Raw genomic sequence first — 14,937 nt, 5'->3', positions numbered from 1 at the left:
GCGCTCGCATCAGAGCTCGGGCCCGCCCCTCTCGGTCATCCGGGAGGCGGCGGGCCTTCGCGTTTCCCCGGGTGCCGGCACGCCCGTCACGGGCGGGCCCTCCACCGCCGGGCCGTCCCCCGCCGCCCCCGGGCGGCCGCCGGCCAACGCCCGCCCTACCGCGGTGTCGAAGTCGAGCAGCGCCCCGGCGCGCAGGGCGGCGGCGTAGGCGTCCTCCCCCAGCTTCCCGCGGGCCCGCGCGGCGCACTCCGCACGCGGAGCGCCGTAGTGGACCGAGCCGAAGACCGGCACCCCCACGGACGGCCAGATCGCCGACGCGGCTCCCTGGAGCACGGCCGCCTCCGTCGCGTCGCCCTCCACGACGGTCAGCAGCGCCAGCAGCTCCAGGCAGAGCACGCCGCCCAGCGGGTCGTGGAACCGCCGGCCGGTGTCCAGCGCCTCCAGGACCATCCGGCGGCACGCCCCGGGGCGGTCCTGCCGCAGCGCCACGAAGGCCAGGACGTAGAGCGCGTACGCCCGGACCCACCGCTCCCCGTGGTCCTCGCAGATCTCCTCGACCTCGCGGCAGTGGGCGGCGGCGTCCTCCAGGTCCCCCTGGAAGACCCGGGCCATGCCCAGTTCCACCTGGGCCATCAGGACGTTGCTGTTGAGTTCGCCCACCTCCCGGTACCGGGCCAGCGCGTCCCGCAGCGACTCCTCGGCGCGCACCACGTCGTCGGTGACGAGAGCCAGACAGCCCGTGCGGTGCACCGCGTACGCGGCGGCCGTCTCGTCCCCGGACTGCTCCGCGCCCTCCCGGCACTCCTGGAGCGCGGAGATCGCGCCGATGGCGTCGCCCTGGAGCACCGCCACGTATCCGAGCACCCACTGCGCCTTCAGCCGCGACGGGTCGTGGCCGGCCTCCTCGTCGAGCACGTGCTCCAGCCAGTACCTGCCCTCGGCCAGCCGCCCGCAGCCGACCCAGAAGTACCAGAGGGTCCCCGCCAGGTACTGCGCGAGGTGGACCTCGTCCGCGGACTCCATCGAGCACTCCATCGCCCTGCGCAGATTGGGGAGTTCGCACTCGACACGGGCCGCCACCACTTCCTGCCGGGGGGAGAACCAGTCCAGTTCGCACCAGGTCGCGAGCCCCAGGAACCAGTCCCGGTGCCGTCGCCGGAGGCGTTCGGCGTCCCCGGTGGCCGTCAGCCACTGGGCCCCGTACTCGCGGATCGTGTCCAGCAGCCGGTAACGGGTGCCGGCGGGGGAGTCCTCGCGCAGCACCACCGACTGGGCGAGGAGCGCGTCCAGCACGTCCAGCACGGTGTCGGCCGGCAGGTCCGGGCTGCCGCAGACGTACTCCGCCGCCTCCAGGTCGAACTGTCCGGCGAAGACGGAGAGCCGCGCCCAGAGCAGCCGTTCCTCGGGTGCGCAGAGCTCGTGGCTCCAGCCGATCGCGGTGCGCAGGGTCTGGTGGCGCGGCGGGGCGCTCCGGCTGCCGCCCGTCAGCAGCCGGAAGCGGTCGTCCAGGCGCTGGAGGATCTGCTCCGGCGCGAGCGCCCGCATCCGTCCGGCGGCGAGTTCCACGGCGAGCGGGATCCCGTCCAGCCGCCGGCACAGCTCCCGTACCGTCTCCCGGGCCGCTCCGGTGAGCGCGAAGCCGGGCCGTACCGCACCCGCCCGGGCGGCGAACAGCTCCAGCGCGTCCTCGTCGCCCATCGGCGCGAGCGGATGGAGCCGTTCGCCGTCCACCCGCAGCGGGAGCCGGCCCGCCGCGAGCACCCGCAGGCGCGGCGCCCGGCGCAGCAGCTCCTGGACCAGGTCCGCGCAGGCATCGACGTGCTGTTCGTACCCGTCGAGCACCAGCAGCACCTCACGGCCCGCGAGATGTTCCAGCAGGATCGTCCGGGGCGGCCTGCGGGTGTGGTCGGTCAGGCCCAGCGCGTCGACCACCGCGTGCTCCAGCAGGTCGGGACCTGCCAGGTCGGCGAGGTCGGCGACCCCGACCCCGTGGCAGTACCGTTTCTCCAGAAGCGAGGCGAGACGCACCGCACAGCGGGTCTTCCCGACGCCGGCCACACCGACGACGGTGACCAGCCGGGTCTCCTCCAACAGCGCGCCGACGGCGGCGAGATCGTCGTGGCGTCCGACGAAGGTGTTCAGCTCCGCGGGCAGCCCACCGCGGCGGGGGGCGTGCCCGGAGCCCTGATCGTCGGGTTCGGGGGACCGGCCCTGAAGGGGTCGCATGAAACACGCAGAGTACTGGCTCGGAAGCGCTGCGTACAAACTTCTCCCGAGACCCCTGCCCCGGCCACGGGTAATGCGGTACAGGGCGTGACGCCCGGCGCGATAGGCTCGTGGGCACGACGACTGGCCGGAGCGGCGGGTTCGCACCCGGGCGCCGCGGCCGGTCCGGACGGTGACAGGCCCCCCTGGGGCGAGCGACAAGCAGGGAGCGGTGCACAGTGTCCGGTGGAGAGGTGGCCGGGATCCTGGTGGCCGTCTTCTGGGCGATCCTGGTCTCGTTCCTCGCCGTGGTGCTGGTGAGGCTCGCCCAGACGCTCAGGGCGACCACCAAGCTCGTGGCGGACGTGACAGAGCAGGCCGTGCCGCTGCTGGCCGACGCCTCCGCGACCGTGCGCTCCGCACAGACCCAGCTGGACAAGGTCGACGCCATCGCGTCGGACGTCCAGGAGGTCACCTCCAACGCCTCCGCCCTCTCCACCACCGTCGCCTCCACCTTCGGCGGCCCCCTGGTGAAGGTCGCGGCCTTCGGCTACGGCGTCCGCCAGGCCCTCGGCCGCCGCACCGAACCGGGGCCCGGGCGTGAAGCCCCGGCCCCCCGCCGTACCGTGGTCGTCGGACGAACCGTGCCGTCCGCCCGCAAGAAGCGGAACGGGCGCAGCTCCCGCGGACAGAAGGACTGAACCAGCGATGTTCCGCCGAACCTTCTGGTTCACCGCCGGCGCAGCAGCCGGCGTGTGGGCCACCACCAAGGTGAACCGAAAGATCAAGCAGCTCAGCCCCGAGAGCCTCGCGGCGCAGGCCGCGGACAAGGCGATCGAGACCGGTCACCGGCTCAAGGACTTCGCCCTCGACGTGCGCGAGGGCATGGTCCGGCGCGAGGCCGAACTCGGCGGAGCGCTGGGCCTGGACGCACCGGTCGACCCGGAGCTCCCCGTACGGCGCCACCGCGCCGTCGAAGCGGCCGGAACCGCGTACCGCGCGGACGAGGCCCCCCTGTACCGCACCCTCCCCTACAACTCGAACAACCGGAATGAGGACCACTGATGGAGTCGGCCGAAATTCGCCGTCGCTGGCTGAGCTTCTTCGAGGAGCGCGGTCACACCGTCGTCCCTTCGGCGTCGCTCATCGCGGACGACCCGACTCTGCTGCTGGTCAACGCGGGCATGGTGCCCTTCAAGCCGTACTTCCTCGGTGAGGCCAAGCCGCCGGCCCCCCGCGCCACCAGCGTGCAGAAGTGCGTCCGCACCCCGGACATCGAAGAGGTCGGCAAGACCACCCGCCACGGCACGTTCTTCCAGATGTGCGGCAACTTCTCCTTCGGCGACTACTTCAAGGAAGGCGCCATCAAGCACGCCTGGGAGCTGCTCACCGGCTCCGTGGCGGACGGCGGCTTCGGCCTGGAGCCGGAGAAGCTCTGGATCACCGTCTACCTCGACGACGACGAGGCCGAGACGATCTGGCGCGACGTGATCGGTGTCCCCTCCGAGCGCATCCAGCGCCTCGGCAAGAAGGACAACTTCTGGTCCATGGGCGTCCCCGGACCCTGCGGCCCCTGCTCCGAGATCAACTACGACCGCGGCCCCGAGTTCGGCGTCGAGGGCGGCCCGGCCGTCAACGACGAGCGCTACGTGGAGATCTGGAACCTGGTCTTCATGCAGTACGAGCGCGGCGCCGGCGACGGCAAGGAGGACTTCCCGATCCTCGGGGACCTGCCGTCCAAGAACATCGACACCGGTCTCGGCCTCGAACGCCTCGCGATGATCCTGCAGGGCGTGCAGAACATGTACGAGACCGACACCCTGCGCGTCGTCATGGACAAGGCCACCGAGCTCACCGGCGTCCGCTACGGCGCCGCGCACACCACGGACGTCTCCATGCGCGTGGTCGCCGACCACATGCGCACCTCCGTCATGCTCATCGGCGACGGCGTCACCCCGGGCAACGAGGGCCGCGGCTACGTGCTGCGCCGCATCATGCGCCGCGCCATCCGTAACATGCGCCTGATGGGCGCCACCGGCGCCGTCGTGCAGGACCTGATCGACGTGGTCATCGACACGATGGGGCAGCAGTACCCGGAGCTCCTGACCGACCGCAAGCGCATCGAGACGGTCGCGCTCGCCGAGGAGACCGCCTTCCTGAAGGCCCTCAAGGGCGGCACCAACATCCTGGAGACCGCCGTCACCGAGACCAAGGCCGCCGGCGGCCAGGTCCTCGCCGGCGACAAGGCGTTCCTGCTCCACGACACCTGGGGCTTCCCGATCGACCTGACCCTGGAGATGGCCGCCGAGCAGGGCCTGGCCGTCGACGAGGACGGCTTCCGCCGCCTCATGCAGGAGCAGCGCGACAAGGCCAAGGCCGACGCCCGCGCCAAGAAGACCGGTCACGCGGACCTCTCCGCGTACCGCGAGGTCGCCGACACCGCCGGCGCCACCGAGTTCACCGGCTACACCACCACCATGGGCGAGTCGACCGTCGTCGGCCTCCTCGTGAACGGTGTGCCCTCGCCCGCCGCGACCGAGGGAGACGAGGTGGAGGTCGTCCTCGACCGCACCCCGTTCTACGCCGAGGGCGGCGGCCAGCTCGCCGACACCGGCCGCATCCGCCTCGACAGCGGCGCCGTCGTGGAGGTCCGCGACGTCCAGAAGCCGGTCCCCGGCGTCAGCGTGCACAAGGGTGTCGTCCAGGTCGGCGAGGTGACCGTCGGCGCCTCCGCCTACGCCACCATCGACATCACCCGCCGCCGGGCCATCGCCCGCGCCCACTCCGCCACCCACCTCACCCACCAGGCGCTGCGCGACGCGCTCGGCCCGACGGCTGCCCAGGCCGGTTCGGAGAACTCCCCGGGCCGCTTCCGCTTCGACTTCGGTTCGCCCGCCGCCGTTCCCGGCACGGTCCTCGTCGACGTCGAGCAGAAGATCAACGAGGTCCTCTCCCGGGAGCTCGACGTCCAGGCCGAGGTCATGTCGATCGACGAGGCCAAGAAGCAGGGCGCCATCGCCGAGTTCGGCGAGAAGTACGGCGAGCGGGTCCGGGTCGTCACCATCGGCGACTTCTCCAAGGAGCTGTGCGGCGGCACCCACGTCCACAACACCTCCCAGCTCGGCCTGGTGAAGCTGCTCGGCGAGTCCTCCATCGGTTCCGGGGTGCGCCGCATCGAGGCCCTGGTGGGCGTGGACGCGTACAACTTCCTCGCCAAGGAGCACACGGTCGTCGCCCAGCTCCAGGAGCTGGTCAAGGGCCGCTCCGAGGAGCTGCCGGAGAAGATCGCCTCCATGCTCGGCAAGCTGAAGGACGCCGAGAAGGAGATCGAGAAGTTCCGCGCGGAGAAGGTCCTCCAGGCCGCCGCCGGGCTGGTCGACTCCGCCAAGGACGTACGCGGCGTCGCCCTGGTCACCGGTCAGGTGCCGGACGGCACCTCCGCCGACGACCTGCGCCGCCTGGTGCTCGACGTGCGCGGCCGTATCCAGGGCGGCCGGGCCGCCGTGGTCGCCCTTTTCACCACCGCCAACGGTCGCCCGCTGACGGTCATCGCCACCAACGAGGCCGCCCGTGAGCGCGGTCTCAAGGCCGGCGACCTGGTGCGCACGGCCGCCAAGACCCTCGGTGGCGGTGGCGGCGGCAAGCCGGACGTCGCCCAGGGCGGCGGTCAGAACCCCGACGCCATCGGTGACGCCGTCGCCGCCGTCGAGCGCCTGGTCACCGAGACCGCATGACCGAGGAGAGTGCCCCGATGCGTCGCGGACGCAGGCTCGCGATCGACGTCGGGGACGCCCGGATCGGGGTCGCGTCGTGCGACCCCGACGGCATCCTGGCGACGCCGGTGGAGACCGTGCCGGGACGTGACGTCCCGGCCGCCCACCGGCGGCTCGGCCAGATCGTCGAGGAGTACGAGCCGATCGAGGTCATCATCGGCCTTCCCCGGTCCCTGGGCGGCGGCGAGGGTCCCGCCGCGGCGAAGATCCGGGCCTTCGCCCAGGTCTTCGCCCGCGCGGTCCACCCGCTGCCGGTGCGGCTGGTGGACGAGCGGATGAGCACGGTGACGGCGAGCCAGGGGCTGCGCGCCTCGGGCGTCCGGTCCAAGAAGGGGCGGTCCGTCATCGACCAGGCCGCCGCCGTGGTGATCCTGCAGAACGCGCTGGAGTCCGAACGGGCGTCGGGGCACGCACCCGGCGAGGGCGTCGAAGTGGTGCTGTGATCGCGATACGGTAACGTTCCGCGCGATGCTGCGGTGTTCGAAAGCCCGCACGGCGAAGCGAAGAGACGGCAACGCGCGTCTCGCGGCTCTAGGGGATCGATGACTGAGTATGGCCGGGGCGCAGGTCCCGAACCGTGGCATCCCGAGGATCCCCTCCAGGGGGAAGCGGGCTGGGTGCCCCAGGAAGCGCCGCAGGGCCAGAACTCCTACGGCGGCCATCCGCAGGACCCCTACGCTCAGCAGCATCAGCAGCAGGGCTACGGCAACCCCCAGGATCCGTACGCCCAGCAGCAGGGCTACGGCAATCCCCAGGATCCGTACGCCCAGCAGCAGTCCTACCCGCAGCAGGGTTACGGCAATCCCCAGGACCCCTACGGACATCAGCAGCAACAGCCGTACCAGCAGCCCCAGGGTGGCGGCTACGAGCAGCAACAGCCCCATGGGCAGGAGGCGTACGGCCAGCAGCAGTCGTACGGGCAGCAGGAGCCGTACGGACAGCAGTCGTACGGACAGCAGCGCCAGGACCCGCAGCAGTCCGGCTACGACCAGGGCTGGGAGACCGGCCCGCAGCCGGCCATGCCGTACGGCGCCCAGCCCCACGACCCGTACGGCTACCCGGCGGAGGCCTACGGCGCCCCCGCCGACCAGTACGCCACCCCGGAGGCCTTCCCTCCGCCGCGCCCGCCGGGCCGCCGCACCGCACCGGAACCCGAGCCCCAGCCGCAGACGGACTGGGACCCGGACGAGCCGGTGGAGGAGACGCACCCCTTCTTCACCGGCGCGGACACCCCGGAGGAGCGGCGCGGCCGCGGCAAGAACGCCCCCGGCGACGCGTCGGACCGGGACTCCGACCCGGACGACGGAGCGGACTCCGAATACGACGACGACCCGCACTCCGGCCGCCGCGGCGGCCGTACCAAGGGCAAGAAGAAGAGCCGCAACGGCTGCGCCTGCCTCGTCGTCTCGCTGGTCCTGGTCGGCGGCCTCGGTGGTGTGTCCTACTTCGGATACAGCTACTGGAAGCAGCAGTTCGGCGCCCCCGAGGACTACGAGGGGATGGGCACCGGCCCGCAGGTCGAGGTCGAGATCCCGAAGAACGCGCTCGGCTACGACATCGCCAACAAGCTGAAGAAGCAGGGCGTCGTGAAGTCCGTCGACGCCTTCGTTTCCGCCCAGAACTCGAACCCCAAGGGCAACTCGATCCAGGCGGGCGTCTACCTCCTCAACAAGCAGATGTCCGCGGCCAACGCCGTCAAGATGATGCTGGACCCGAAGAGCCAGAACGCCCTGGTCATCCCCGAGGGCACGCGGAACGTCAAGATCTACGAACTGATCGACAAACGGATCGGTCTGGCCGAGGGCACCACCAAGAAGGTCGCGCACGACCGTGTGAAGGACCTCGGTCTGCCCGACTGGGCGACGAACCACGCGGATCTCAAGGACCCGCTGGAGGGCTTCCTCTTCCCCGCGGCGTATCCGGTGGCCAAGGGATCCAAGCCCGAGGACGCGCTGAAGCGGATGGTCTCCCGTGCGAACGAGGAGTACAGCAAGCTCGACCTCGACGGTGCGGCGAAGAAGTACGACCTGGACGGCCCCTGGCAGGTCCTGACCGTCGCCAGCCTGGTCCAGGCCGAGGGCATCTCCCACGACGACTTCCGGAAGATGGCCGAGGTGGTCTACAACCGCCTCCAGCCGGACAACACGGTCACCAACCGCAAGCTCGAATTCGACTCCGCGTTCAACTACCTGAAGAACCAGAGCGAGATCACGATCAGGTCGAGCGAGATCCGCACCAACCCGGACCTCTACAACACCTATTACCACGCAGGTCTGCCGCCGGGCCCGATCGGCAACCCGGGGGACGAGGCGATCAGCGCGACCCTCAACCCGACCTCGGACGGGTGGATGTTCTTCATCTCGCTGGACGGGAAGAAAACCGACTTCACCAAGACGGCCGAAGAGCACGAGAAGCTCAACGAGAAGTTCAAGGAAATGCATGACCTCCAATGAGGGACCCCGCCGCGCCGCGGTCCTCGGCTCCCCGATCACCCACTCGCTCTCCCCGGTCCTGCACCGGGCCGCGTACGCGGAACTCGGCCTCGCCCACTGGTCGTACAACCGCTTCGACGTGGACGAGGCGGGGCTCCCGGGCTTCTTCGCGGACCTGGACGCGAGCTGGGCGGGGCTGTCGCTGACCATGCCCCTCAAGCGGGCGGTCATCCCGCTGCTCGACGCGGTCAGCGGGACCGCCGCCGCGGTCGAGGCCGTCAACACGGTCGTCCTCACCGAGGACGGCCGGCGTGTCGGGGACAACACCGACATCCCCGGGATGGTCGCCGCGCTGCGCGAACGGGGCGTCGACAAGGTGGAGTCCGCCGCGGTCCTCGGCGCGGGCGCGACCGCCTCCTCGGCGCTCGCCGCGCTCTCCCAGATCTGCGCGGGACCGGTCACCACGTACGTGCGCAGCCGCGCGCGGGCCGACGAGATGCGCGGCTGGGGCGAGCGCCTCGGCGTGGACATCACCGTCGCCGACTGGGCCGACGCCGCCGAGGCCTTCGCCGCCCCGCTCGTCGTCGCGACCACACCGGCCGGCACCACGGACGCCCTCGCCGCCGCCGTACCGGACGCCCCGGGCACCCTCTTCGACGTGCTGTACGAGCCCTGGCCCACCGCCCTCGCCGCCGCCTGGACGGACCGGGGCGGGGCCGTGGTCGGCGGGCTCGACCTGCTGGTGCACCAGGCGGTCTTCCAGGTCGAGCAGATGACGGGTCGCTCCCCGGCGCCGCTGGCCGCCATGCGGACGGCGGGAGAGGCCGCGCTGGCGGCACGCTGAGGGCCGGCCCCGGGCTCTTCGCCGAGCCCTGGAGACCGGCACGGACGCGCACGAAACGTCCGTCTGCTGGACCGGAGGCCGGTTCGCCCCCCAGCTCGTGGGAGGATCGGGGGCGGCGGGCCAGGGCCGCGCACCCGGCCGCGCCTTTGCAGTTTTTGCGCGCGAGCATCGAGGAGCACCGTTGAGCAGGTTGCGCTGGCTGACCGCGGGGGAGTCGCACGGCCCCGCACTCGTGGCGACGCTGGAGGGTCTTCCCGCCGGCGTCCCGGTCACCACGGAGATGGTGGCCGACGCCCTCGCCCGGCGACGGCTCGGCTACGGCCGCGGTGCTCGGATGAAGTTCGAGCAGGACGAGGTCACCTTCCTCGGCGGCGTACGCCACGGCCTCACCATGGGGTCCCCGGTCGCCGTCATGGTCGGCAACACCGAGTGGCCCAAGTGGGAACAGGTCATGTCCGCCGACCCGGTCCCCGAGGAGGAGCTGGCCGCACTGGCCCGCAACGCCCCGCTGACGCGCCCCCGGCCCGGCCACGCCGACCTGGCGGGCATGCAGAAGTACGGATTCGACGAGGCCCGGCCGATCCTGGAGCGCGCCAGCGCCCGGGAGACCGCCGCCCGCGTGGCGCTCGGCGCCGTCGCCCGCTCCTACCTCAAGGAGACCGCGGGCATCGAGATCGTCAGCCACGTCGTCGAACTGGCCGCCGCCAAGGCGCCGTACGGCGTGCTGCCGACCCCGGCCGACGTGCCGGCGCTCGACGCCGACCCGGTCCGCTGCCTCGACGCCGACGCGTCGAAGGCGATGGTCGCCGAGATCGACCAGGCCCACAAGGACGGCGACACCCTCGGCGGCGTCGTCGAGGTGCTCGCCTACGGCGTGCCGGTCGGACTCGGCTCGCACGTGCACTGGGACCGTCGCCTCGACGCCCGGCTCGCCTCCGCCCTCATGGGCATCCAGGCGATCAAGGGCGTGGAGGTCGGCGACGGCTTCGACCTGGCCCGGGTGCCCGGCTCCAAGGCCCACGACGAGATCCTGGTCACCGAGGACGGCATCAAGCGCGCCTCCGGCCGCGCCGGCGGCACCGAGGGCGGTCTGACCACCGGTGAGCTGCTGCGGGTCCGCGCCGCGATGAAGCCGATCGCGACCGTGCCGCGCGCACTCGCCACCGTCGACGTGGTGACCGGCGAGCCCGCCAAGGCCCACCACCAGCGCTCCGACGTCTGTGCCGTGCCGGCCGCCGGCATCGTCGCCGAGGCCATGGTCGCCCTGGTGCTCGCCGACGCCGTCGCGGAGAAGTTCGGCGGGGACAGCGTTGCCGAGACGCGCCGGAACGTGCGGGGCTACCTCGACAACCTCCAGATCCGATGAGCGGGCCGCTGGTCGTCCTCGTCGGCCCCATGGGGGTCGGCAAGTCCACGATCGGTGAGCTGCTCTCCGAGCGGCTCGGAGCCCCGTACCGCGACACCGACGCCGATGTGGTGGCGACCGCGGGCAAGCCCATCTCGGAGATCTTCTTCGACGAGGGCGAGGAGCGCTTCCGCGAACTGGAGCGGCACGCCGTGCGCGCGGCCGTCACCGGGCACACCGGAGTGCTCGCGCTCGGCGGCGGGGCGGTGCTCGACGAGGGCACCCGCGCCCTGCTGGCCGGGCATGCCGTCGTCTACCTCTCCATGGACGTGGAGGAGGCGGTCAAGCGCGTCGGACTGGGCACCGCCCGCCCGCTGCTGGCCGTCAACCCGCGCCGGCAGTGGCGCGAGATGATGGACCTCCGCCGCCAGCTGTACGAAGAGGTGGCGCGGGTGACCGTCGCCACCGACGACCGCACCCCCGACGAGATCGCCCGCGAGATCGTCGACGCACTGGAACTGCCGGAACGCGACACCGCGCCCGGCCGGGAGAAGACAGCAATGACCGAGCAGGCCCCCACCCGCATCCAGGTCGCCGGCACCGCGGGGAGCGACCCGTACGAGGTGCTGGTCGGCCGGCAGCTCCTCGGCGAACTGCCGAAGCTGATCGGTGACCGCGCCAAGCGCGTCGCCGTGCTGCACCCCGAGGCACTCGCCGAGACCGGCGAGGCGGTCCGCGAGGACCTCGCCGCCCAGGGGTACGAGGCCATCGCGATCCAGCTGCCGAACGCCGAGGAGGCCAAGACCGTCGAGGTCGCCGCCTATTGCTGGAAGGCGCTGGGCCAGACCGGCTTCACCCGCAGCGACGTCATCGTCGGTGTCGGCGGCGGAGCCACCACCGACGTCGCCGGGTTCGTCGCGGCGAGCTGGCTGCGCGGAGTGCGCTGGATCGCGGTTCCCACCACGGTCCTCGGCATGGTCGACGCGGCGGTCGGCGGCAAGACGGGCATCAACACCGCCGAGGGCAAGAACCTCGTCGGCGCCTTCCACCCGCCGGCCGGGGTCCTCTGCGACCTGGCCGCCCTGGACTCGCTCCCGGTGCACGACTACGTCTCCGGGATGGCCGAGATCATCAAGGCCGGCTTCATCGCCGACCCGGTGATCCTCGACCTCGTCGAGTCGGACCCCGAGGGGGCCCGTACCCCCGCCGGACCGCACACCGCCGAACTGATCGAGCGCTCCATCCGGGTCAAGGCCGAGGTCGTCTCCAGCGACCTCAAGGAAGCCGGACTCCGCGAGATCCTCAACTACGGCCACACCCTCGGCCACGCGATCGAGAAGAACGAGCGCTACAAGTGGCGTCACGGCGCCGCCGTCTCGATCGGCCTGGTCTTCGCCGCCGAACTGGGCCGGCTCGCCGGACGGCTCGACGACGCCACCGCCGACCGGCACCGCTCCGTCCTCGCGTCGGTCGGCCTGCCGCTCACCTACCGCGGTGACCAGTGGCCCCGCCTGCTGGAGAACATGAAGGTCGACAAGAAGTCCCGCGGCGACCTGCTGCGCTTCATCGTCCTCGACGCGCTCGGCAAGCCCACCGTCCTGGAGGGCCCGGACCCGGCCGTCCTGCTCGCCGCCTACGGGGAGGTCTCCGCGTGACCCGCAAGGTCTTCGTGCTGAACGGTCCGAACCTCGGCCGCCTGGGCTCCCGCGAGCCCGACGTCTACGGGGCCACCTCCTACGCCGGGCTCGTCGCGACCTGCGAGGAGCTCGGCAAGGAGCTCGGTTTCGACGTCGAGGTCCGCGAGACCAACGACGAGGGCCAGATGATCCGCTGGCTCCACGAGGCGGCGGACGGTTCGGTCCCGGTGGTCATCAACCCCGGCGCGTTCACCCACTACTCGTACGGGATGAGGGACGCGGCCTCGCAGCGCACCGCGCCCCTCATCGAGGTGCACATCTCCAACCCGTACGCACGCGAGGAGTTCCGGCACAACTCCGTGGTCGCACCGATCGCCACCGGGACCGTCGCCGGATTCGGCATCGGCTCCTACCGGCTGGCGCTGCGCGCGCTCGCCGAAGAGCTGACGGACTGACCCGGCGTCACCCTCCGCTCGCCCCGGCGCCCGCCCCCGGGCACTCAGTACCGCCCCGGGCCGTTCACCCAGTGAAGGCCCGGGGCGGTACGGTAGCCGTCCGACCAGCGCCAGTCGACCGCACGAGACGGAGTGGCACCGGATGCAGCACGCAGTGGGGGCTCCGCTGCCGCCTCCCCACGGGCCCGGACACGGCCCCGCCGGCGGCCCGCACCACGCCCCGCACCCCGGCAGCGCCGCGCCGCCGCCGCCCCCGATACCCCCGGCGCCCTCAGCGCCCCCGCAGCACCTGAGCCAGGGATGGGCCGTGCCCGGCCCCGACCAGCAGCCCCCGCCCCCTTCCCGCGAGGTCACCGGCCACTTCCGGCTGCCGCCGGGCGGCCTCGTGCCGCTCCCCGCGCAGCCCGTCGAACCCGGCACCGGGACGGCCACCCTCGCCGTCCTCCTGATCGGCCCGGCCGGCGCGGGCAAGACCACCGTCGCCAACCTGTGGGCCGCCCGCCGCAGAGCGCCCACCGCACACGTCTCCCTGGACGACGTACGGGAGTGGGTGCGCTCCGGATTCGCCGACCCGCAGACCGGCTGGAACGACCAGTCCGAGGCCCAGTACCGCCTGGCCCGCCGTACCTGCGGCTTCGCCGCCCGCAACTTCCTCGCCAACGGCATCTCCTGCATCCTCGACGACGCCGTCTTCCCCGACCGGCCCGTCATCGGCCTCGGCGGCTGGAAGCGCCACGTCGGGCCGGGGCTGCTCCCCGTGGTGCTCCTGCCCGGTCTGGAGATCGTCCTGGAGCGCAACGCCGCCCGCACCGGCAACCGCCGCCTCTCCGACGAGGAGGTCGCCCGCATCCACGGCAGGATGGCGGGCTGGTACGGCTCCGGGCTGCCGATCATCGACAACTCCACGTACGACGTCGAGACCACCGCCCGGGTCCTGGACGAGGTCCTCGCCCGCGCCCTGGCCAGCCCGCCCTCCTGGTAAGTCCCGCCCGCGAACGGCCCCGGCACCTGCCCCCGTCCCGGCGGTCCCCGGCGGTCCCCGGCCGTCCCCCGTCGGACAGCGCTGACGGGCGGGGCGGCGGATGCGCTCGTACGCTCGGGGCATGTCAGAGGTGTACGCCGTCCGCCGCGGGCTGGTCCGCGACCGGTGCGCCGCAGCCGGATCGGCCGCCGCCCTGGTCTCCCGCCCCGCCAACGTCCGCTATCTCGCCGGCGGGGCGCCTCCCGGCGCGGTCCTGCTGCTCGGAGCCGGGGACGACGTCCTGCTCTGCCCCCGCCCCCCGGGCGGCGATCCGGCCCACGGACGTACGGACGAGTCGCTGCGGGTGTCGGTCCTCGGGAGCGGGCGCGGGGACGCGGCCGTCGCCGCCGCGAACATGGCCGCCACGCACGGCACCGAGCGTCTTGCCGTGGAGGAGCACGACCTCACCGTGGCCCGCCACCGCGCCATGGCCACCGCGGCGCCCCGGCTCCGCCTGGGGGACCTCGGGACCACCGTGGAGCAGCTGCGGGTGGTCAAGGACGAGGAGGAGATCGCCTGCCTGCGCATCGCGGCGGAGATCACCGACCAGGCGCTGGGGGAGTTGCTCGAATCGATCCTCGTCGGCCGCACCGAGCGCCACCTCTCCCTGGAGCTGGAACGCCGGCTGGTCGACCACGGCGCCGAGGGACCCGCCTTCGCCACCTCCGTGGCCACCGGCCCCAATTCCGGCCAGGGGCGTCACCGGCCGACCGACCGCAGGGTCGAGGAAGGTGATTTCCTCAGCGTCTGCCTCGGTGCGAGCTACCGCGGCTACCGCTGCGAGATCGCCCGCACCTTCGTCATCGGCACCGCCCCGGCGGACTGGCAGATCGAGCTGTACGACCTCGTTTTCGCCGCTCAGCGCGGGGGCCGGGAGGCTCTGCTGCCGGACGCCACCTACCGTGAAGTCGACCACGCGGCCCGCCATCCGCTGGACTCCGCGGGGCACGGCGAGGGGCTCATGCCGCGCACCGGGCACGGGGTCGGACTCGAAATCGACGAGGACCCGCAGCTGGCACCGACAGCCATGGGTAAACTGGACGCTTGCGTGCCGGTCACCGTCGGACCGGGGGTCCACCTCCCGGGCCGGGGCGGTGTCCGGATCGATGACACGCTCGTCGTGCGCCCCGAGGCGGACGGCGGACCCGAGCTACTCACCATTACGACCAAGGAGCTGCTCGCGCTCTAGCGCGCGTTCTTGGCCGTCCACTGCTTTCAGTCCAGG

At 72.4% G+C, this 14,937-nt stretch carries 12 protein-coding genes; 11 read left to right on the top strand and 1 reads right to left on the bottom strand.

What is annotated here, in order from left to right:
- Positions 1 to 9: 9 nt before the first annotated feature.
- The gene (locus tag OHA55_RS02495) at positions 10 to 2,226 is read right to left on the bottom strand and encodes a regulator (protein WP_266702336.1); all 2,217 of its coding nucleotides are present in this window, start codon (positions 2,224 to 2,226) and stop codon (positions 10 to 12) included.
- Positions 2,227 to 2,459: 233 nt separating this feature from the next.
- Here OHA55_RS02495 and OHA55_RS02490 point away from each other — a divergent pair, with 233 nt between their 5' ends.
- The 11 genes from OHA55_RS02490 to OHA55_RS02440 all read left to right on the top strand — a co-directional run bounded on the left by OHA55_RS02490 (position 2,460) and on the right by OHA55_RS02440 (position 14,901).
- Positions 2,460 to 2,906 (top strand): DUF948 domain-containing protein, encoded by a 447-nt coding sequence (locus OHA55_RS02490; protein WP_266710393.1) that lies wholly within the window; start codon positions 2,460 to 2,462, stop codon positions 2,904 to 2,906.
- A gap of 7 nt (positions 2,907 to 2,913) precedes the next feature.
- Positions 2,914 to 3,270, top strand: coding sequence for a DUF6167 family protein (locus OHA55_RS02485; RefSeq protein ID WP_266702334.1), 357 nt, complete (start codon positions 2,914 to 2,916; stop codon positions 3,268 to 3,270).
- A complete protein-coding gene (alaS, locus tag OHA55_RS02480) occupies positions 3,270 to 5,939 on the top strand; it encodes an alanine--tRNA ligase (protein WP_266702332.1) in 2,670 nt (889 codons plus the stop codon). The genes OHA55_RS02485 and alaS overlap by 1 nt, the downstream gene beginning before the upstream one ends.
- Positions 5,936 to 6,421, top strand: coding sequence for a Holliday junction resolvase RuvX (ruvX, locus tag OHA55_RS02475; protein WP_266702330.1), 486 nt, complete (start codon positions 5,936 to 5,938; stop codon positions 6,419 to 6,421). The genes alaS and ruvX overlap by 4 nt, the downstream gene beginning before the upstream one ends.
- Before the next feature lie 99 nt (positions 6,422 to 6,520).
- Positions 6,521 to 8,431 carry an endolytic transglycosylase MltG gene (gene mltG, locus OHA55_RS02470; RefSeq protein WP_266702328.1) on the top strand — a complete coding sequence of 637 codons (1,911 nt, stop codon included), beginning with the start codon at positions 6,521 to 6,523 and terminating at the stop codon, positions 8,429 to 8,431.
- Positions 8,418 to 9,254 carry a shikimate dehydrogenase gene (locus OHA55_RS02465; protein ID WP_266702326.1) on the top strand — a complete coding sequence of 279 codons (837 nt, stop codon included), beginning with the start codon at positions 8,418 to 8,420 and terminating at the stop codon, positions 9,252 to 9,254. The genes mltG and OHA55_RS02465 overlap by 14 nt, the downstream gene beginning before the upstream one ends.
- Positions 9,255 to 9,435: 181 nt before the next feature.
- Entirely contained in the window at positions 9,436 to 10,620 is a 1,185-nt protein-coding gene (aroC, locus tag OHA55_RS02460) for a chorismate synthase (RefSeq protein WP_266702324.1), read from the top strand.
- On the top strand, positions 10,617 to 12,254 hold the full coding sequence (aroB, locus tag OHA55_RS02455; RefSeq protein ID WP_266702322.1) for a 3-dehydroquinate synthase: 1,638 nt from the start codon (positions 10,617 to 10,619) through the stop codon (positions 12,252 to 12,254). Before aroC ends, aroB begins: the two co-directional genes overlap by 4 nt.
- Positions 12,251 to 12,691 carry a type II 3-dehydroquinate dehydratase gene (gene aroQ / locus OHA55_RS02450; protein WP_266702320.1) on the top strand — a complete coding sequence of 147 codons (441 nt, stop codon included), beginning with the start codon at positions 12,251 to 12,253 and terminating at the stop codon, positions 12,689 to 12,691. The genes aroB and aroQ overlap by 4 nt, the downstream gene beginning before the upstream one ends.
- Before the next feature lie 142 nt (positions 12,692 to 12,833).
- Positions 12,834 to 13,673 carry a Pro-rich N-terminal domain-containing protein gene (locus OHA55_RS02445; RefSeq protein WP_266702318.1) on the top strand — a complete coding sequence of 280 codons (840 nt, stop codon included), beginning with the start codon at positions 12,834 to 12,836 and terminating at the stop codon, positions 13,671 to 13,673.
- Positions 13,674 to 13,794: 121 nt separating this feature from the next.
- Complete coding sequence (locus OHA55_RS02440; protein WP_266702316.1) at positions 13,795 to 14,901, top strand: M24 family metallopeptidase; 1,107 nt, start codon at positions 13,795 to 13,797, stop codon at positions 14,899 to 14,901.
- Positions 14,902 to 14,937 lie beyond the last annotated feature (36 nt).

Source organism: Streptomyces sp. NBC_00102 (assembly GCF_026343115.1).
Taxonomy (GTDB): Bacteria; Actinomycetota; Actinomycetes; order Streptomycetales; family Streptomycetaceae; genus Streptomyces.
The sequence above is the reverse complement of the archived record's forward strand: the minus strand, read 5'-3'. Positions and strand labels throughout refer to the sequence as shown.

Excerpts from the sequence above, each read along its gene's own strand:
- ruvX (WP_266702330.1), top strand. The coding sequence starts at position 5,936 with ATGACCGAGGAGAGTGCCCCGATGCGTCGCGGACGCAGGCTCGCGATC.
- OHA55_RS02440 (WP_266702316.1), top strand. The coding sequence starts at position 13,795 with ATGTCAGAGGTGTACGCCGTCCGCCGCGGGCTGGTCCGCGACCGGTGC.
- alaS (WP_266702332.1), top strand. The coding sequence starts at position 3,270 with ATGGAGTCGGCCGAAATTCGCCGTCGCTGGCTGAGCTTCTTCGAGGAG.
- OHA55_RS02465 (WP_266702326.1), top strand. The coding sequence starts at position 8,418 with ATGACCTCCAATGAGGGACCCCGCCGCGCCGCGGTCCTCGGCTCCCCG.
- OHA55_RS02485 (WP_266702334.1), top strand. The coding sequence starts at position 2,914 with ATGTTCCGCCGAACCTTCTGGTTCACCGCCGGCGCAGCAGCCGGCGTG.
- aroB (WP_266702322.1), top strand. The coding sequence starts at position 10,617 with ATGAGCGGGCCGCTGGTCGTCCTCGTCGGCCCCATGGGGGTCGGCAAG.
- mltG (WP_266702328.1), top strand. The coding sequence starts at position 6,521 with ATGACTGAGTATGGCCGGGGCGCAGGTCCCGAACCGTGGCATCCCGAG.
- OHA55_RS02445 (WP_266702318.1), top strand. The coding sequence starts at position 12,834 with ATGCAGCACGCAGTGGGGGCTCCGCTGCCGCCTCCCCACGGGCCCGGA.
- OHA55_RS02495 (WP_266702336.1), bottom strand. The coding sequence starts at position 2,226 with ATGCGACCCCTTCAGGGCCGGTCCCCCGAACCCGACGATCAGGGCTCC.